Source organism: Listeria tempestatis (genome assembly GCF_963575625.1).
Lineage (GTDB): Bacteria > Bacillota > Bacilli > Lactobacillales > Listeriaceae > Listeria > Listeria tempestatis.
In genome coordinates, this window is the sequence record NZ_CAUYTK010000005.1 from 31,960 (window position 1) to 50,661 (window position 18,702).

General features: G+C 38.5%; 20 protein-coding genes. 4 read left to right on the forward strand and 16 right to left on the reverse strand.

The window, feature by feature from the left end:
- Positions 1-23: 23 nt before the first annotated feature.
- The 4 genes from R8923_RS08395 to R8923_RS08410 form a co-directional block, all read right to left on the reverse strand.
- Positions 24-407, reverse strand: coding sequence for a DUF956 family protein (locus tag R8923_RS08395; RefSeq protein ID WP_485872329.1), 384 nt, complete (start codon positions 405-407; stop codon positions 24-26).
- A 98-nt stretch (positions 408-505) separates the two neighbouring features.
- Positions 506-1,417 carry a PTS system mannose/fructose/sorbose family transporter subunit IID gene (locus R8923_RS08400; protein ID WP_485872330.1) on the reverse strand — a complete coding sequence of 304 codons (912 nt, stop codon included), beginning with the start codon at positions 1,415-1,417 and terminating at the stop codon, positions 506-508.
- Positions 1,418-1,442: 25 nt separating this feature from the next.
- Positions 1,443-2,249: a PTS mannose/fructose/sorbose transporter subunit IIC gene (locus tag R8923_RS08405; RefSeq protein WP_485872331.1), complete on the reverse strand. Its 807-nt coding sequence runs from the start codon at positions 2,247-2,249 to the stop codon at positions 1,443-1,445.
- Between the two features lie 30 nt (positions 2,250-2,279).
- Complete coding sequence (locus R8923_RS08410; protein WP_485872332.1) at positions 2,280-3,263, reverse strand: mannose/fructose/sorbose PTS transporter subunit IIA; 984 nt, start codon at positions 3,261-3,263, stop codon at positions 2,280-2,282.
- A gap of 503 nt (positions 3,264-3,766) precedes the next feature.
- Between R8923_RS08410 and R8923_RS08415 the strand changes: the two genes are divergently transcribed.
- Together R8923_RS08415 and R8923_RS08420 are read left to right on the forward strand one after the other, a co-directional pair.
- Positions 3,767-5,047 (forward strand): helix-turn-helix domain-containing protein, encoded by a 1,281-nt coding sequence (locus tag R8923_RS08415; RefSeq protein ID WP_485872333.1) that lies wholly within the window; start codon positions 3,767-3,769, stop codon positions 5,045-5,047.
- A gap of 9 nt (positions 5,048-5,056) precedes the next feature.
- Positions 5,057-5,866 (forward strand): hypothetical protein, encoded by an 810-nt coding sequence (locus R8923_RS08420; protein ID WP_485872334.1) that lies wholly within the window; start codon positions 5,057-5,059, stop codon positions 5,864-5,866.
- 59 nt (positions 5,867-5,925) lie between these two features.
- On the opposite strand, the gene R8923_RS08425 is transcribed toward R8923_RS08420, so the two are convergent.
- From R8923_RS08425 to holB, 7 genes are read right to left on the reverse strand one after another with little or no spacing between them, the layout of a single operon-like run.
- Positions 5,926-6,753: a DUF5071 domain-containing protein gene (locus R8923_RS08425; protein WP_485872335.1), complete on the reverse strand. Its 828-nt coding sequence runs from the start codon at positions 6,751-6,753 to the stop codon at positions 5,926-5,928.
- A 13-nt stretch (positions 6,754-6,766) separates the two neighbouring features.
- Entirely contained in the window at positions 6,767-7,651 is an 885-nt protein-coding gene (gene rsmI, locus R8923_RS08430) for a 16S rRNA (cytidine(1402)-2'-O)-methyltransferase (RefSeq protein WP_485872336.1), read from the reverse strand.
- Entirely contained in the window at positions 7,629-7,913 is a 285-nt protein-coding gene (locus R8923_RS08435) for a GIY-YIG nuclease family protein (protein WP_485872337.1), read from the reverse strand. Before R8923_RS08435 ends, rsmI begins: the two co-directional genes overlap by 23 nt.
- Entirely contained in the window at positions 7,897-8,646 is a 750-nt protein-coding gene (locus tag R8923_RS08440; RefSeq protein WP_485872338.1) for a tRNA1(Val) (adenine(37)-N6)-methyltransferase, read from the reverse strand. The genes R8923_RS08435 and R8923_RS08440 overlap by 17 nt, the downstream gene beginning before the upstream one ends.
- Positions 8,647-8,692: 46 nt before the next feature.
- The gene (locus R8923_RS08445; RefSeq protein WP_485872339.1) at positions 8,693-9,067 is read right to left on the reverse strand and encodes an initiation-control protein YabA; all 375 of its coding nucleotides are present in this window, start codon (positions 9,065-9,067) and stop codon (positions 8,693-8,695) included.
- A 10-nt stretch (positions 9,068-9,077) separates the two neighbouring features.
- Entirely contained in the window at positions 9,078-9,902 is an 825-nt protein-coding gene (locus tag R8923_RS08450; RefSeq protein WP_485872340.1) for a PSP1 domain-containing protein, read from the reverse strand.
- Positions 9,895-10,899: a DNA polymerase III subunit delta' gene (gene holB, locus R8923_RS08455; RefSeq protein ID WP_485872341.1), complete on the reverse strand. Its 1,005-nt coding sequence runs from the start codon at positions 10,897-10,899 to the stop codon at positions 9,895-9,897. The genes R8923_RS08450 and holB overlap by 8 nt, the downstream gene beginning before the upstream one ends.
- Before the next feature lie 173 nt (positions 10,900-11,072).
- Here holB and R8923_RS08460 point away from each other — a divergent pair, with 173 nt between their 5' ends.
- Complete coding sequence (locus tag R8923_RS08460) at positions 11,073-11,903, forward strand: STAS domain-containing protein (protein ID WP_485872342.1); 831 nt, start codon at positions 11,073-11,075, stop codon at positions 11,901-11,903.
- Positions 11,904-11,937: 34 nt separating this feature from the next.
- Here the strand turns inward: R8923_RS08460 and yidA are convergent, their stop codons facing one another.
- Together yidA and R8923_RS08470 are read right to left on the reverse strand one after the other, a co-directional pair.
- Positions 11,938-12,744, reverse strand: a complete 807-nt coding sequence (gene yidA, locus R8923_RS08465) for a sugar-phosphatase (RefSeq protein WP_485872343.1) — start codon at positions 12,742-12,744, stop codon at positions 11,938-11,940.
- On the reverse strand, positions 12,737-15,076 hold the full coding sequence (locus R8923_RS08470) for an ATP-dependent DNA helicase (protein WP_485872430.1): 2,340 nt from the start codon (positions 15,074-15,076) through the stop codon (positions 12,737-12,739). The genes yidA and R8923_RS08470 overlap by 8 nt, the downstream gene beginning before the upstream one ends.
- 126 nt (positions 15,077-15,202) lie before the next feature.
- On the opposite strand from R8923_RS08470, the gene R8923_RS08475 reads away from it, so the two are divergent.
- Entirely contained in the window at positions 15,203-16,849 is a 1,647-nt protein-coding gene (locus R8923_RS08475; RefSeq protein ID WP_485872344.1) for a peptide ABC transporter substrate-binding protein, read from the forward strand.
- 119 nt (positions 16,850-16,968) lie between these two features.
- On the opposite strand, the gene R8923_RS08480 is transcribed toward R8923_RS08475, so the two are convergent.
- Genes R8923_RS08480 through R8923_RS08490 form a run of 3 tightly spaced genes read right to left on the reverse strand, consistent with a single transcriptional unit; the run spans position 16,969 to position 18,702 of the window.
- Positions 16,969-17,304, reverse strand: coding sequence for a DUF4176 domain-containing protein (locus R8923_RS08480; RefSeq protein WP_485872345.1), 336 nt, complete (start codon positions 17,302-17,304; stop codon positions 16,969-16,971).
- Positions 17,305-17,865, reverse strand: coding sequence for a hypothetical protein (locus tag R8923_RS08485; protein WP_485872346.1), 561 nt, complete (start codon positions 17,863-17,865; stop codon positions 17,305-17,307).
- Between the two features lie 15 nt (positions 17,866-17,880).
- Positions 17,881-18,702 carry a hypothetical protein gene (locus R8923_RS08490; RefSeq protein WP_485872347.1) on the reverse strand — a complete coding sequence of 274 codons (822 nt, stop codon included), beginning with the start codon at positions 18,700-18,702 and terminating at the stop codon, positions 17,881-17,883.

An 18,702-nucleotide genomic window follows, 5' to 3' on the forward strand; every position in this document is an offset into this window, starting at 1 on the left:
GGTATCCAAGCTCCTTTTTCAAATTACTTTTTCTTCCGTCTATGAATAATGTTTTGGAAAGCACTTTTAATAACATCAAAAAAGCTAATAGAGGGTGTCATATTGGCTGGATCGACGTATACGCGTATTGCTCGTAAGGCATCTTTTGGCTTTTTAGAAGAAAAAGTGTATGTGCCGTTTTGCTTCGTTTTAATCGCATAGCGGGGAATCCACTTCCCTTTTAACATGACTGAAACAATGACTTGGTCGACTTCTTCCCACGGAATTTGAATAAACTTGCGCACGTCTCTTGAATTAAAAAATTCAAAACCTTTATCGCCTATCATGATTTTCCCGTAATCCGTGAGCCCTGTAAAAGCAGTAGCATCAATTGTTAAATCTACCTTTGTATTTATCGACTGAACCAAATATATCCGCTCCGTTTCTTTTTACTTTGACATTAATTATACCAGACTATTTAGAAGAAAGTGGTTGGCGGGAACCAACCACTTTAACTGTTTCCGTTTTAGAAAAGTCCGATAACGTGTCCAACTACACCGACTACGAATAAACCTAGGATGATGATAATTGGGCTAACTTTCTTCTTAAGCAACCACATACATAAGAATGTAAGTGCTAAAGCAGCAAGTCCTGGAATCAAACTATCCAAGTTGTTTTGTAAAGTTGTAACTTTTATTTCCGAAAGTGCTAAACCGGCATTTTGTTGCTCAAGAGCTGTTTTAATCCCTTGTGCACCTGCTGGTAAATGATTCCAGTCAATATATGCACCTTCATCTAATTTAACTTTAGAGATGATTGGCGCGAATTGAATATTGACCCACCTCTGTACCAATGCGGCGAGCACGAACATACCGAGTATTGAAGCACCTTTTGTAATATCTTGAAGTAGTCCGCCAGAAAGGTCATCCGTAATTTTAGAACCCGCTTTATAAGCAAACTCTTGCGTATACCACATGAATCCCCAACGAATAATGTTCCAAGCAACAAAGAAAATAATTGGACCAAGAATGTTTCCACTTAGAGCAAGGGAAGCACCTAAGGCACCTAACATTGGACGTAATGTGAACCAGAATACTGGGTCACCAACACCAGCAAGTGGTCCCATCATACCAACTTTTACCCCTTGAATGGCAACATCATCAACTTCTGCTCCGTTCGCACGTTCTTCTTCTAGCGCAAGAGTTACCCCAAGAATTGGCGAAGCGATATATGGATGCGTGTTAAAGAATTCTAAGTGACGTTTCATTGCTTCAGAACGGTCATCTTTAGATTTATATAATTTTTTAATCGCTGGAAGCATTGAGAATACCCAGCCACCATTTTGCATACGTTCATAGTTCCAAGAACCTTGAATAAACGTAGAGCGCCATGCTACTTTCAGGCGGTCTCGTTTCGTTAATTCAACTTTTTCAGCCATTTTTTATTCTCCTCCTTTTTTAGGTTTAATAGTCGTTTAATATATCCCCGAGCGGATCACTCGAATTCCCTTTGCCTCCGCCGTTAGAGTTACCACCACTCATTTTAGAAAGTTGTAGGTAAATAAGTGCTAATGCAACACCTAATGCTCCTAGAGCGATTAGCGTTAACTCGGAAATTGCTGCAACAACAAAACCGATAACAAAGAATGGCCATACTTCTTTCGTTGCCATCATATTGATTACAAGTGCATAACCAACGGCAACGACCATTCCCCCACCAATTGCCATACCATCTGTTAACCAAGCTGGCATTGATTCTAGGAAATTTTGTACAGTAGCAGCTGGAATGAATAAAAGCGCTGCTGCTGGAATTGCGATACGTAGACCTTGCATACAGATTGCCGATACATGGAGCCATTCAACCTGCCTCATATGTCCCTTTTCAGCCGCTCTATCCATCATATGAACAATTGGTACTGCTAAAGTACGAACGATCATTGTTAAGAAAAGACCTGCTACCGCAAGTGGAATAGCAATTGCGATTGCGGACGGAATACCTGCTACACCTTGTCCACCTAAAACTAAAATAATTGCTGATGCTACTGACGCAAGTGCTGCATCCGGTGCAACCGCTGCTCCGATATTTGCCCATCCAAGTGCGATCATTTGAAGTGTACCGCCGAGGATAATGCAGGCAGTTAAGTTTCCTGTTACTAAACCAATTAATGTACACGCTACTAAAGGTTGATGAAATTGAAATTCATCCAAAATCCCTTCAATACCCGCTATAAATGCAACGATTATTACTAAAATCATTGATATAATAGTCATAACGTACCTCCTATTTTTGAATTTATTCGATTACCCTTTTAATTCTGCTTTTGCTTTTTTAATAATTTCATCCATGTTCGCACTAGAATCGTTTGGAACTTTACGAACATCGAATTTAATACCTTTTTCTTTTAGCTTATCAAATGCTTCCACATCTTCTGGTCCCATTGAAAGCACTTTACTTACCACAACTTTTCCAACAGAGTGTGCCATAGAGCCAACATTTACTTCCTCGATGTCTACTCCGCCTTCAACAGCTCGTAATACATCTTCTGGATTTTCAAATAATAAAAGTGCTTTTGTATTTCCAAAACGAGTATCTTTTGCAACTTCAATCATTTTATCTACCGGAATAACGTTCGCCTTAACGCCTGGCGGTGCCGCTTGCTCGATTAATTTTTTACGAAGGTCGTCTTTTGAAACCGCATCCGACACAACAATAATGCGATTTGGTTGGGTTGATTTTGTCCAAGCTGTCGCCACTTGTCCGTGTAATAAACGAGAGTCTACACGAGCTAAAACAAATTTTATTTTCCCATCACCAACAACTGTTCCCGGTGCCATTTGTCCTCCTGTTTGTTCTGCCGTATCCACAGGTGCAGCTTCTGCAGGTTCTAATTCTTCTGGTTTCACACGAATTCCTTCTTTACCGCTCCCAATAATATGTGCTGCAATTTCTTGCGCAGATTCCATTGTAAAGCGTGATGCAAAGGCTTCGATAAGCATCGGCAAGTTAAGACCGGCTACAATTGCCCACGAATCAGCATGTGCTTCAAACAAGTTATTTGCTTGATTAAACGGAGTGCCTCCCCAAAGATCAACTAAAATTAATACTTGATCTTGGTTATCAAACGTTGCAATCGCAGCTTCCATTTTTGCTCTTACGTCATCTGGACCTTCATTTGGCATGAGCGTAATTGCTTGAACATTTTCTTGTTCTCCAAAAATCATCGTACCAGATTGCAAGACGCCAGAAGCAAATTCTCCGTGGGTTGCAAGGATAATTCCTACCATTCTTTTACCTCCTAAGTGAAATATTTTGTTTAAAATAGACAATTTAATGTCTAAGTGGGTTGAATATGTGTTTTCGTTTCTGTCTATTTTAATATTCTTAAATGCACTCCTTTTTAACGAAGAGCATCCAGTTAATATAAAGCAAGTTTTGTGCCAATTATAGTGTATCAAAGCGAACCACATTGTATACCGCTTTTTATCACAGCTAAAAACTGATTCTAGCTTTAGTGTATTGCGTATTAATACGCTATAAGCTAGGAATTATTAGTGTATTATTTAAAGGTTTTCCTCTTATTCTTTACAGTTCTAATCGAATTAAACACTACTTTAATGGCAAAAATTTGTCTTAATCTATACATTGTTACAAAACAAAGTTTAAAAATATATCCTTCATCGCCTGAAACGACTTTTTTTTTTGCATTGCCTTTACCAACTATATTTGTGGTTTCTATTGTGCTAAAGTATACCTATGACAATCAAATGACTTAACAAGGAGGGGGAAAATGCTTAAAGAAAGAATTAATTTTTTACTCGAAAAAAAGGGGATGTCGAGAAAGGAACTTGTGAGCGGACTGATCACCCTGCCTCATTTTTCAAACATTTTAAAAGGACGCTATATTCTCGCTGAAGATTTAGCATCTAAATTCGCTCTAAAGCTTGGGGTAACTGCCGATTATCTGTTAAAAGCCGAAGATGTTTCTAACCATATCTTAAAAGGCGCAAATGATATTGTGAACCAGATGATTGTTTCAATAGATGTTGACAAAACATATGTCACAACATTGCCGAATTATTCAAATTCATTTGTGATTGAATTGACTTCTAGACTCATGTCTGCCTGTTATTATCAGTCAATAGAGGACCATAAAAATTACGCTTCTTTGCATAAAGACTACCTGAACTTTTATTTAAAGGCGTTTTCGGACGATAAAATTAAAGAACTTCCAAGTCCATTAAAAAAAGCGTTTTATTTTTATAAAATCCAGGTTTTTAAATCTAAAAATGATTTTGAACTTGCTTATCAATATTGTATTTTGCTTCTTCCATTACTCGCTGAGGACGTTGAACCTTTTCTTGCTGTGAAAAAAATAGAAGTGGAAATTTTACTTACTCTTGGAAAATTCGAAGTAGCGAAGAAAAGTTTAGATGAAGCGATCCAACAAATCCAGCTAAAGAATTTAAACCATCATCTCCCAAGTTTTTATGTTTTACAAAGTAGCTATTATTTTTATCTAGGTTTTTTGGATGAGGCTCTTATTTGTTTATCAAAAGCCGAAGAAAATATAGTTCATTTGGACACTCAGGTAAAGGGAAGCTACCTCATTACTATTTTTAACAATCGAATTGTCATGCTTATTAAAGCAAAAAAGTTAGTTGAGGCTGAAGCTGAAAGTGACCGTTTTAATGCATTTTTACAACAGTCTTCAGAAGTCCAAGATGCTTTTTTTACTTTAATAAAAATCTACAAGGCAGATATTGCTTTACTTGGGAAACAATTTGACCAGCTAGCTCTGTTAATCGAAGACATCGAAAAGTCACCTAAAAATCGCGATCAACGTTATGCGTTACGTTTTTATAAAGCTATGCTTGCGATTACAAATGGCGACTATCAAACAGCTGAGCAAGAAGCAGAGACAGCTGTTACGTATTTTGAGGCCAACCCAATTATCGAGCGCTTAGTTCCACTTTATGAAACGCTTGGTATTTGCGCCGAGAAAAAAAGGCAGTACAAAAAGTCTTCAGATATGTATAAAAAAATTGTTTATCTATTAAAAGAAAGTTAGGAGAAAAAAATGAAAAAATTATCTCGATTATTATCAGCACTTGGAACATTATCAATTATTGGAACCATGATTTATATCTTCTTACTAAGTAGCAGCGATTTAAGCACCGCAATTGATAGTTCTTTGTTTAGAATTGGAATCTACGGCGGAGTAGCGCTAATAGTTTGTTCTATGCTTCTTTCCGTTTTCGGACTCAGTAGCACGAGGGTGAAAAACGGGGAGGCTGCTTTAGGGATTATTCGTAATATCACACAAACTGGTACTTATGTGAATGAACAACCCCAAGTTACCATTCAGCTGGACGTTATTAAAAGTTCTGGAGAGAATTTCCAAGGGGAAGTGACAACAATTGTCCCTCTCACACAATTATCCGCGTTCCAAATCGGCGCTACAATCCCTGTTGTCACGAACGATGCGCAAAAAGTTGGACTTCCAAAAAACGGGGATCCTACGCTCTCGCAAAATGAAATGCAAAGCTTATTTGAAGAATTTGGGATAAAACAAGGGTTTATGGATGCTGAAGCAGTTAAAATTGGCAGAGAGGGAGTTAGAAGTTATGCCACCGTAATTGGGATGCGCCCACTAAACAGCATGTCAGCAGCTAAAGTTGATGTTTCACTAGATCTTGAAGTTACACTAAAAGATGACAGTAAAAAAAGCATCACTGTTGAAAAAACGGTGTTTAATGAAGCACTCGACCAGGTTCAACCAGGAAAAGTCATTGAAGTTATTTATTTGGAAAGCGATGTCGAAAAACTTGTGATTCAAACGAAAAATACGGCAAAAAACGCCTTCCAGACCGCACTTCACGAATCTTAAACACATAAAAAACAACCAGTAAGTTAAGCTTCAAATGAGCCGCTTGACTTACTGGTTGTTTAATTTGGAGATACAATTTTATAGTTCGCAGGGTTTTTGAGAGGGAGAATAAAGACTTCGTCGCAATTGTTTATGCCATATATGTTCCCATCTTCCACTCTTATATCAACAATTGGGTTGATGTCATCGAATAGAAGCCAATTAAATTCTTTATTTTCATCCAAAACAAGAATATAGCCGAAACTGCCGTGGCTTGCATCGCCGCAATATACCGTATATTTCCCCTCATTCACTGTTTTGAAAATATCGATTTCACCAAAAAAATCTTGGTATTTTTCTATGTTTGGCAAATAAGAATAGAGGAGATGCGTATTTTCCAGCTTTTCTAGACGCCGAATATTAGCAAAATATTTCCCATCTTGGAGCAACAAGCCATCAATATACGGGAGTCTTCTTTCGTTCCAGAGCTTAAAAATTAATTCTGAGACTTCTTTTTCCATTTTCAAATAACCTTGATCATATAAAAAGTCACGCACTTCCTGAAAAACCTCAATTTCCTTTTCATCTGTAGTTGGTTCTTCGCTCATGGCGTACAATTTTGGTAACAGCGCTTGAATTGTTTCTTTTTCCAGCTTAGGAAGTACAAGCGTTATGATGCTATATTTCCACCATTCATCACTGCCGTCTAAGACCGTCAAAATGGGGTCTGTCATAACGCTTTGATGTTTCACGACAAGGTCCAGAATTTCTTTTGAAATCGGCCAGTTTACATCTTGCAGCCATTCTAAAATGGGCATTCCAATTTCTTTAAATTGCGCATCATCTAATTTTTTTAGAGCATTTATTGCCGAAAAATCATTTTTATGTTTTGGAATGAGATTGTCCATTCGTAACTTCACCTCACTCACTTTTTTTATCTAGCTCATGGTATGCTCCGTATACTTCACGTTTTGGTAATTCGCGTTCTTTCATGACCACTTTAATGGCTTCTTTGGAAGATAAGTTCTGTTCTGTCATCACACTTTCAACATGCGCTTTAATGGTTAAATCGCTCCACCAGGCGACGTTTGCTGGCGTAGGATTTTCATTTCCTTCAATGATTAAACAAAATTCGCCGCGGACATTCTCGTTTTCAGCCCAAGAGAGAGCTTCTAGCACGGTGCCGCGGAGAAATTCTTCGTAGCGTTTTGTGAGTTCTCTGCAGAGCGTGATTTTGCGCGATTCACCAGTGGCTTTTAATATTCCTTTGAGCGTTTCTTTGAGGCGGTGAGGCGATTCGTATAAAATCCATGTTTCCATGCGTTCTGCTAGTTCCATGAGCGCTTCTTTTCGTTCTTTATTTTGCCTTGGCAGGAAACCGTAAAAATAAAATGGTTGCGGGGCAAGGCCTGATGCGATTAGCGCGGTTAAAGCAGCATTTGCTCCGGGGAGCGGAATGACGGTTAAACTTTCGGCAAGGCACGCCTTAACAAGTTCGTGACCGGGATCGGAAATTGATGGCATTCCGGCGTCACTCACGAGCGCGATTTTCATGCCGGATGCAATTTGGGCAACTAGTTCATTTTGGCGATTTAGCTCACTATATTGGTGGTAGCTCACCATTTTTGTGTGGATGTCAAAATGGTTAAGGAGCTTAATCGTATTTCGCGTATCTTCAGCGGCAATTAAATCGGCTTCTTTTAGCATGCGAACCGCACGAAAAGTCATATCCTCCAAGTTCCCAATTGGCGTTGGCACCAAATAAAGCGCGCCGCTCTCCCGCTCAAAACTTTTCTGTGATTTCATCCGTTTCCCCCTCCTTCAAATAAATTTCCTTTTGCTTCCGCGACAATTTTTTAAACGCGGCTTCCGCTTTAGTAGCCTCACTTCTGGTTAAAAATTTCTCCGTGTGAATGACTTTGACGGGGCGCCTTGTTTTGGTGTATTTACAACGAATGCCAGCATTATGTTCGGCTTCGCGGCGCAAAACATCAGTCGTATAGCCGCCATAAAACGTGTCATCATTACATTTTAGTACGTAGAAAAAATGTTCACTTGCCTTCGCCATATAAAATCTCCTTTAAAAGCGGGGTGTAATCGCCGTTTTTCTCGTGCACAAAAATGGGCGGCAAATAGCGCACGCCAGATTTCGCGTCCTTTATCCCTTCAACAAGAACCATATTCGCATCGCGGTCCAAATGCGGATGAACAAATTGCACGCGCTTCGGTTCTAGGCGATATTCCCGCATAAAATCCACTATTTCAACGAGGCGTTCGGGGCGGTGAACAAAACTAGCTTTGCCGCCTTGGCGCAAAAGCTCTGCACTCACTTGGATAGTGTCTCTAAGGGTGCACATGACTTCATGACGCGCAATTTTGTAATGTTCGTTGGCGTTTACCTTACTAGACGGGGGCGTGTTAAAATACGGCGGATTACATGTCACAATTTGATGTTTTTCCTTACCAAGAGTTTTTGTAACCTCACGCAAGTCAGCCTCTAAAATCGTAATTTGGTCAGCTAAACGATTATATGAAACGCTTCGACGTGCCATATCGGCTAGCCGCGGTTGAATTTCAACAGCTGTGATGGGTACTTCTGTGTGCTTACTTAAAAGGAGCGGAATAATACCGTTGCCACTACAAAGGTCAACAATATCGCCTTTTTTGCGTGGAATATATGTAAAATGGGCTAGTAAAACGGCGTCAAGAGAAAATGAAAAGACGGATGGGCTTTGGATAATTCGCATTTCTTCAGCAAGTAAATAATCAAGTCGTTCGTCATCTCTTAACAATCGTTTCATCTCCTTAGAAAAGACCTCTCCCCGTTTTCCGAGAGAAAGGCCGTGTTTACTTTTTATTTAACAATGAAAGACAAAATAAGCAATCTTCATCATTTCCTCGCGGGCTACCAAAGTGAACATTGCAGACGTGGAACCCTTCTTTATAGAGTTTCACTAGGTTTTCGTGCCCTGCATTTTGTTCAATCATTTGTTGCATCGCTTCTTTACGTTCTTTTGCCATAATTCCTTTTTCGTGTGAGTCTTGTAGTTTTCCGCTCGACTCACCTTGACGTTTTCGCAAAAGATCATTTTCGAATTCTAGGCGGTTATTTTCTTCTATCATTTGGGCTAGGCTTGTTTTTAGTTCGCCAAGCTGTTGATAAAGTTCGCCAATTTGTTCTTCCATGTTGCTTACTGAATCAAAAAGTGCTTTTTTTTCCATTATTTCCACCTCAAGACTTTGCTAGAAATGAGTTAAACGGACGGATTTCATCTAGTGCGTATTCAAGAATCGTTTCTTCTTCTGGCATGCGCACCTGTAAAAGACGCTGTAACAAGTTAATGCCTGTTACCTTCGCTTCAGTTCCTTCTGGTGTTGTGATGACCGTTCCGACATCTGGCATTTCTCGTTTTGCAACTTCATATTCATCATTTTCATATTTCAAACAACACATTAATCGTCCACATAGCCCTGAGATTTTTGTAGGGTTAAGTGATAAATTTTGATCTTTTGCCATTTTAATTGATACGGGCTCAAAATCACCTAGAAAGGTGGAACAGCAAAGCATGCGTCCACAAGGGCCAATCCCGCCAAGCAATTTTGCTTCATCGCGCACACCAATTTGGCGTAACTCAATGCGCGTTCTAAATACAGAAGCTAAATCTTTCACGAGTTCACGGAAATCGACTCGACCTTCTGCTGTGAAATAAAAAATAATTTTATTTCGGTCAAACGTATAATCAACGTCAACTAAGTTCATATCAATTTCGTGTTCCTTAATTTTTTCCGAGCAAAGACCGAATGCCTCGCTACACGATTCATGGTTTTCTGCTACACATTTGTAGTCCGCTTTTGTTGCGATTCGCACAACATTTTTAAGCGGCAAAACGACATCTTCCTCATCGACAAGTCTAGGCTCGATGACAGCGTGTCCGAATTCAATTCCTTGCGCATTTTCGACGATGACTCCTTGCCCTTCCTTGATTTCTAAATCACCAGGCGAAAAATAGTATATTTTACCAGCGTCTTTAAATCTGACACCTACAATTTTAATCAATTGGATGACCTCCCTGAACTTTCAATACAAGTTGCTCCATCAAAAGTTGTGGACTCATATTTGAATCCAGTTTTGTTTTAGCACTTAAAATAAGTTCGATGTCACCGGTAATTTTCGTTAGTGAAAATTTAAGTGCATCATTTTTTAGCATGTCTTTTTGTCCCACGCAAATGGGTTGATATTCCGAAGAAAGCGCAATATGTAGCACATCTCGGAGCAGAAGCATGAATAAATCTAGCCCCGTTTTAAGATTCTCTTTTTCCTTAAATAACGGCATCCATGTTTCCTGAATAAAAATAAGTGGATTAGGCCCTGAATGATATAAGCCCTCATATAATTTTACAGCGGCAGCTCTTGCATCTGCGAAAAATTCATCTTCTTCAAAATGCATCGCTTCTTCGATACTTCCAGTTAAACTTGCGTATATTCGTGCTTTCTGTTCTGCAATCCCCGCAACAACAAGCCGTTCTACAAGCTGGTTGAAGTTTAATTCTTTAAATTGGACGGGCTGCAAACGTGAAGATATAGTTGGTAAAATCTGACCTTGGTTTTCCGTTAAAAATAAAAGCAACATCCCCGGCTCAGGTTCTTCAATAAATTTAAGAAGACTATTCGCCGCTTGAAGTGTCATTTTATCAGCTTCTTCAATAATGAGCACTTTCTTATCAGATTCCATACCACGTTTTGTGAGCTCCATTTTTAGCTCACGCACTTGGTCAATTTTAATGCTAAGTCCGTCAGGTTCTAAAAAATGAACATCTGGATGGTTGTGATTTTCGATTCGGGTACAATTAACACATTTCCCGCAAACAAGCGACTCGTTTGTCTGCTCTAAGCAAAACAAACTTTTTGCAAGCCAAAGCGCCATTTGTTTTTTTCCAGTACCTTTTGCCCCAGCAAACAAATAGCCATGCGATAAGCGATTAGAGGCTACTGATTGCGTAAAAAGATCCATAACAACAGGCTGCAAAGTACGTAATTCATCTTGTAGTCCCACAAAAATCTCCCTTTCAAGTTCATTCTTTCCTATTATAACATGACAGTCAAAATTTCGTGTAATTTTTTTGTTTTCTTGAAAAAAGTTAGGTTTACATCACTTATGATAGACAAGTAGGCGTTTTCGGAATAGAATGAAGAAGAACAGCGGATATATGCAAAGGGGGCATACACATGCAAGAATCACCAAAAAATATTGCTGATTTTTTGCGCGCACGTACATCTGATATGATTTCGGACTGGCTTGATTCCATCTACTCCATGAAAAAGCCATATACAAGTTTCGTGTACGCGCCGCTATACAAAGAAGAATTACGCGCAGATAGCAAACAAACCGCGAGTTTGATTATTGATTTTTTTAACCCAGATGAAAAAAAGTTTAAAAACTCACTCGCAAAATGGCTCGACCACATGTACAAACGTCGCATGGAAAATGAAGTGCCACTACCTGAAGTACTCATGACTTTGGATAAACTGCGCTACCAATTTTTAAAATGGACAGGAACATTCGCGATTGCCACCGATTCAATTTCAAAAAAGCAATACTCAGAAGCCATTCATTCTATAAACTACGCCTTTGATGTCATCAACGAACAATTCGCCGATTTATATTTCACACAAATTATGCAAAACCTTAATGCACAACAAAATTTAATTGCAGAAATTAGCACGCCCATTATTTCCATCACCGATTCTATCGCCATCTTACCTTTAGTTGGCCGTGTTGATCACGACCGTGCCGAACAGCTTATGGAAACTGCAACAACACGTTGTAGCCAAATGAATGTGGAATATTTATGTATCGATTTATCTGCCATAACTACCTTTGAAATGACGCTTGTTAAAATGCTATTTAATCTAGCTAGCGTTTTAAAACTACTTGGCATCGAACTAGTCTTATCTGGTATCACGCCCAAAATGGCACAACAAATGATACAGCTCAATCAAAATGTTAATATTCCCGCCTATCATTCGCTTAAAGAAGTTTTAAAAGATAAAGTTTAAAATCACGGAGCACTAGCCCGTGATTTTTACTTTATTAAAAAATGAATTTTTCTAATGCATATCGAACGCCGTCTTCATTATTGGTTTTTGTAACAAAAGTGGCTAATTGTTTGACGTATGGCGTGGCATTCCCCATTGCAATGGCAGTTCCCGCAAATTCCATCATCGAAATATCATTTTCAGCATCGCCTAAACATAAAACCTCACTCGCATCTATCCCAAGTTTAGACGAAAGATTTTTTAACGCCTCTCCTTTACTAACATCTTTATGAAGAAATTCAAGGTTGTACGGGACGCTACGTACGATATAATAATCATTTTTCAACTCATCTGATAAATTTTGCATAACCTCAACGATTTTTTGAGGTTCATCCAGCAACATAATTTTAGGAATTTGAATATCATCTGCCGAGTTTTCAACGGGCTGATAGTAAAGTGCTGTATTTAGAAGCAGCGAATCTTGGCAAGTTAAAATGGAAATCTCTTCATGTGGCACATACATATTTTTCGTATCAAAATAAGTGACGTGCGCTTTAAATGGCTTACAAAAATCAAAAATACGCTGTAAATCTTCTTTTTTAAGCGCCGTCTCCACAATGACTTCACGTGTTTTTGTTGTTAGCGTAACCGCACCGTTCATCGTGATTGCAACATCTTCTGAATGAAATAAATCAAGTTCTTTTAAACTTTTTTCAATTCCTGAAAGTGGACGACCCGTACATAAAACTACTTTTACATTTTTTTCGCGCAAGGCTAAAATGGCATTTTTAACGCCAGCTGTGATTTCATGCTTGTCATTTAGAAGTGTTCCATCAATGTCGATGGCAACTAATTTAATCATGATTTTCCTCCTGTTTTTTCCAAAAATGGATTAGTTCATTTTCCAATTGATTTTGATTCATAGCGAAATATATGTTCTGCCAGTGGGCTGGTAACTCCCTCAAATACCTGATTTCTTGAAAGCGGTCATCAAGCAAGAGCACCACGCCTTGGTCGGTGTCACTTCTAATTACACGCCCAGCCGCTTGAAGGACTTTATTTAATCCAGGGATTTGATAGGCATAGCGAAAACCTTGATTTCTCTTCATTTGGTAGTAGTCACGCACGAGATTTTGCTCTTCAGATGGTTGCGCGAGGCCAACTCCGACGACACCGACTCCAATTAAACGCGCCCCTTTTAAATCAACGCCTTCTGAAAATATTCCACCTAAAATCGCAAATCCCAGCATTTCGCCCCGTTCCTGAAACTCTACTAAAAAGCTTTCTCGCTCAATTTCAGTCATATTGGCGGCTTGTTTAACAACTGAAACTTTAGGAAAACGGCTGATATATTTTTCATAAACAGCCTCCATGTAAACATAGGAAGGGAAAAACATGATATAATTTCCCGTTTTCGTCTTCCGAAGCGTTTCGATGCAATCAACAATCCGCTCATAGCTAGACGCCCGCTCGTGATAACGCGTGCTAATAAATGTCGGGCAAATAATTTTCAACTTTTTTTCGGAAAAAGGAGATGGGAATGTCAATTTGCTCGTATCTTCTTCTCCGCCAAGTACGTCGCTGTAGTAACCTAACGGATTTAGCGTTCCTGAAAACAAAATGCTAGCAACACCTAAATCCATTTTCTTACGTAAAATTTCTGCAGGGTCAATACAAATTTGCTTTATTCGAGTGTCTCGACCTGTTTCAATCAGTGTGTTGTAATTTTCTGCATAAAATTCCGTCATTTTCATATAATGAGTCGCTTCAAAAAACAATTCTAACACTTCGCTATGATTTTTTGCATCTGCGTTCACAGCTAGCCATTCTTTAGCAACTTCAACAAACTGACTGACGTGTTCGTTAAACTCTGCTACGGGTTCTTTCTGAATAAAAATGTGCTTTTTCTCGTCACATCGTTTTCGAAACTGAATAAAATCTCGATTTAATTCGTTTACCACCTTATATATAGCTTTATCTGACTTGGATAAACTTTTTTTTATATTTAAAACCTGTTGTTTAGCGAGCTCAGCTGAATACATGGCTTTTGCGCGTTCAACTAAATTATGGGCTTCATCAATCAAAAATGCATAGTTTTCTTTGTTTTCTAAGAAAAAACGTTTTAAATAGACTGTTGGATCAAAAAGGTAGTTGTAATCACAAATAATCATATCACAAAAGATAGCCACATCTAAGGATAATTCAAATGGACAAACAACATACTTCCGTCCATATTTTTCGACTATTTCCCGGGAAATAGTTTGTTCATTTCGTATAAGGTCCATCAAGGCATCATTTATGCGGTTATAGTAGCCATTTGCGTATTGGCAAAAGTCTGGTTCACAGCGACGCTCATCTAAAAAGCAAATTTTATCTTTTGCAGTGATTGTTAGCGCGCGTAAATTTATTTCTTGTCTTCTTAATCCTTCCACCGCGTCTTCAGCTACTTGTCTTGTAATCGTTTTAGCTGTTAAATAAAAAATTTTATCAATTTTTTTCTCGCCCATTGCTTTTAAAGTTGGAAAAATAGTTGAAATGGTTTTACCAATTCCTGTTGGGGCTTCACAAAACAATTTATCTTGATTACTAATCGTTCGGTAAACCGCAATGGAAAGCTCACGCTGACCTTTACGATATTTTCCAAACGGAAATTGAAGTTTTTGCAAGGAGTCATTTCTTTTAGCCTCAAAATCAAGGCGAAGTTTCGCCCAAACCGCATAATCAGCAACTAAAGCATTAAAAAAGGCTTCCATTTCATCAAAGCTCATTTTGCGTTCAAAACGCGTCACGCGCTCTTCTTCTATATGATAGTAGGTTAATTGCAAAGTGAGATTTTCTTTTCCTTCTTGTTTCGCATAAAAATAACCATAGCAAATTAACTGTGCCCAGTGAACTTCCTCACCTTCTCCTTCGATTTTTCCAAAAGGCGTATAGGTGGACTTAATTTCATCAATCGTTTTTTCCTCTATAATCCCGTCAGCTCGCCCATCGACTTGAAAGAGAATATCTTGATACACATATTCAACTTGAAGCGGTACTTCTTTTTGATAACTTTCACCCGCTTTATTTTGTAGCTCTTGATGTATTTTCGTTCCAAGTTGCGCACGATAAGGGTCTATCCCGCGGCTATCAATGCTCCCTGATTTCAGCAAAAATTCAACAAGCTTTCGAACTGATATCTTTACGGTCGCAATCACGTTCACCCCCCATTCTATTACAGAATACCATAGAATGTATGTTCTTACAAAAAAACATAATGTTGACTTATCTTGTCGGAATACTTATAATTAATAAACCATATGAAAATAGGAGGGTTTCGCATGATTCGCATAAAAAAAGGGATTGCTATATTTTCGATTTTATCATTTTTGGTGCTTGCAGCTTGTGGAAATAGTTCTGCTAATGAGGCGGCGACTAAAAAAGTTAGTTTTATTGAAACAAGCGAACTTCTAACTTTAAATACAACAAACGAAGAGGATTTCACGAGTTTCACTGCACAAAACCAAGTTTTTGAAGGGTTATATACGTTAGATGAAAAAGACAATTTTGTACCAGGCGTGGCGGCTGAAATGCCAGAAATTAGCGATGACCACATGACTTATACGATAAAATTAAAAGACAACGCGAAATGGTCGGATGGCTCAAAAGTTACGGCTCACGATTTTGTTTATGCGTGGCGGCGCGCAGTCGATCCAAAAACGGCTCCAGGGTATGCGGCGCTTTTTAAGGACTCGGTACTAAACGCGACAGAGATAAATGACGGGAAGCTTGCGCCAACAGAACTGGCAGCGAAAGCGGTGGACGATCACACTTTGCAAATAAAACTTAAAAAGCCGGTTCCATATTTTATTTCACTGCTTTCTTTTGAGACATTTTTTCCCCAAAAAGAAGCTTTTGTTGAAAAAGCAGGTGATAAATACGGAACTGATGCGGCGCACACGCTCTACAACGGGCCTTTCATAATGAAGGAGTGGAGCGGAAATACGAGCAAAAGCTGGACTTATGCGAAAAATAAGCATTATTGGGACAAAAAAAATGTGGCAATTGATGAAATCGGCGTGAATGTAGCAAAAGATATTAATGCGGGGGTAAACTTGTATGAAACAAACAGCGCTGATCGCGCACCGCTTTCGGGTGAGTATGCTAAGCAATTTAAAAATCGCGATGATTTTGTTAGCGAAAAAGATGCGCTGATTAGCTATTTGAAAATCAACCAGAAACGCGGGGGCAAAGCGACTCCACTTGCGAATAATAATTTACGGCACGCGCTTAATCTTGCTGTAGACAAGGAACTGCTCACAAATGATGTCCTCGGAGACGGCTCATTTCCCGCAAACGGATTGATGCCAAAAGATTTTGTCCAAAATCCTGAAACGGGCGCTGATTTTAGAACGGATAGTGGTGACCATTTAGTTTATAATTTAGCAAGTGCGAAAAGCTATTTTAAAAAAGCACAAGCTGAACTTGGCACGAATAAAATCACGCTTGAACTGCTTGGTGATGACCAAGATACGACAAAAAACCTCTTTGCTTTCTTAAAAAATCAGTTTGAAACAGGCCTACCTGGTCTTACCATTCAAATTAAAACGATGCCAGCCAAAGCCGCATCAGAACTAACGCGCACAGGCGATTATGATTTATCTTTAGCTGCTTGGATGCCAGATTTTAAAGACCCGTGGACGTATAGCAGTTTATTTTTATCGGATTACTACAATAATTCAATGAGCTATCATAGCGAAAAATATGATAAGCTTGTCCGGTCAACAGATGCTGAACTAGCCAATGCGCCGTTAAAGCGTTGGAATGCCTTTGTGGCTTCGGAGAAAGTGTTATTAGATGAAGATGCAGCAATCCTTCCGCTTTATCAACATCAAACGGCAGTTCTGCAAAATAAAAACATAACTGGCGTTCAAAAACACGCTTTTGGGTCACCGTATAGTTATAAATTTGTGAAGTTGGCGAATTAAAAGCGGCTGGGACAAAAGTAAATATGAAAATAAAAGAACCAAAATCAGGATGTAAATCCATGTTAATAACTGGATTTCGCTTGATTTACGGTTCTTTTTTAATTATGTTCCAGACTCTTCTATATTAAATCTCTAGAGTTTGTCCGTGATTCATTCTCTGTCGTAATGAGTTCAAACCGTGGATAAGCTATTCTTTTTAGCTCTTCATCTACTTTTTTACGAAAAGCTATTTCCGCTTCATTGACATAACCAGTAAAATAAATTTCCTCAATATCCTCTTGATTAAAAAAATAGGAAGTTTGATCAGTTTGTCCATTAGGGTACAGACATCCGCTATATTCAAAATAGCCTATCATCCCTTGATTATTGTATAATGCAAAACGACTAATAATTAAGAGTTGCTGTTTTCCATTTTTCAAACGTACAACAGAACCTAGTGGTAACAATTCGTCCATTTAAAATTCTCCCTTCTCTATTGGTAATTGATTTCTTTTATATAGAGCATACATTTTTTTTCTTTTGAAGGGTCTCTGTAAAATAAACAGCGGAATAGGTAACATCCAAAAAAGAGCTGTAGCAAAAAATAAAATTGCCTCTCCATCTGAAAAGTAGAGCACGATGCTGCTCCCTACAGCCAACAAAAGAGTCCAAAACCCTAGTCTAAGATTTTTTTTAAGTTGCTTTTCACCTTCTTCAAAGTAAAAGGCTGCTTTTTCTATGGATATTGGAGTCCCAAAGACTCTTTTCTTACTAAAACAATCAATCAAAATAATCAGTAACACACTGATAATGATACCTAGTAGAATGCTCAAACCTACTAAATAATTTGTTGGCATGTTTATGATAAATGACCCAAAAAGCGCATACAAAACAACTCCAACAGTTCCAGAAAGTAATGTAACAACTGTATTTTGAGTAGAATACTTCCCTTCAATGATTTTCTTAGCATCTACATTATAAAAATAATTTTTATTTTCGTTTTTATCATAAAATACTGGAATCCATGGTGATTTCATCTTTTCTATCCTTTCTTAGCCAAAAACACTTCCTAAGCCATTCATAAAACCTGAAGCTGCATTGCCAATTTTATCGCCAATACTTTTAACTCCTTTTTCTATACTTTCCCCTACTTTTCTAGTTGTTTCACTGACATCCTCCACAACTTTTTTTGCGCCCCTAATAATATCATCTTTTTTATCATAAATCTTATCAAAAACATAGTTCCCTACTGCTGTAATTCCAACGCCTACCGCAAATCCCAAAACTCCACCTACTACCGTTCCAACTATTGGTATCGGAATCGCTGTCCCTATCGCAGCACCTATAGCTGCACCTGCTTCTCCACCAGCAAGACCAATACCCACATGAACCGTAGATTTCACAACTGCATCAACTACATCTTCACCTTGCGCGATTTGTGTAATACCATCAATGATTCCACCAACAGCTGGAAGCCCATATTTCCCCACTTTTGCCACTGTACTCCCTGTTTTAATTAAATTTGTCGTGAGGGAAGACGTATTGGGATTGACCATAACAAAATTACCTGCTCCGCCTGGTCCCATTTTCCCTGTTACTTTAGTCAACAGAAAACCAAAGCTTTGAAACGCTTTTCCACTTGACTCTACACTTGCATTAAATAAATCTTGTGGAAGGTTGTCTGTGATTGATTTTGGAATTTCGTCAACATCTTTCATGAAATAGTCTATAATTTCTTGGGGCGCCTCCATATTTGGATTTGTCTGAGCGAGTACAAATAATTTTGTTTGCTCAGCTTCAGATAAATTTGGTACTTTTTTTCTCATTTTTTCCAAAAATTGAGCATTGTTTTGTTTTACTTTTTTATCAATCAT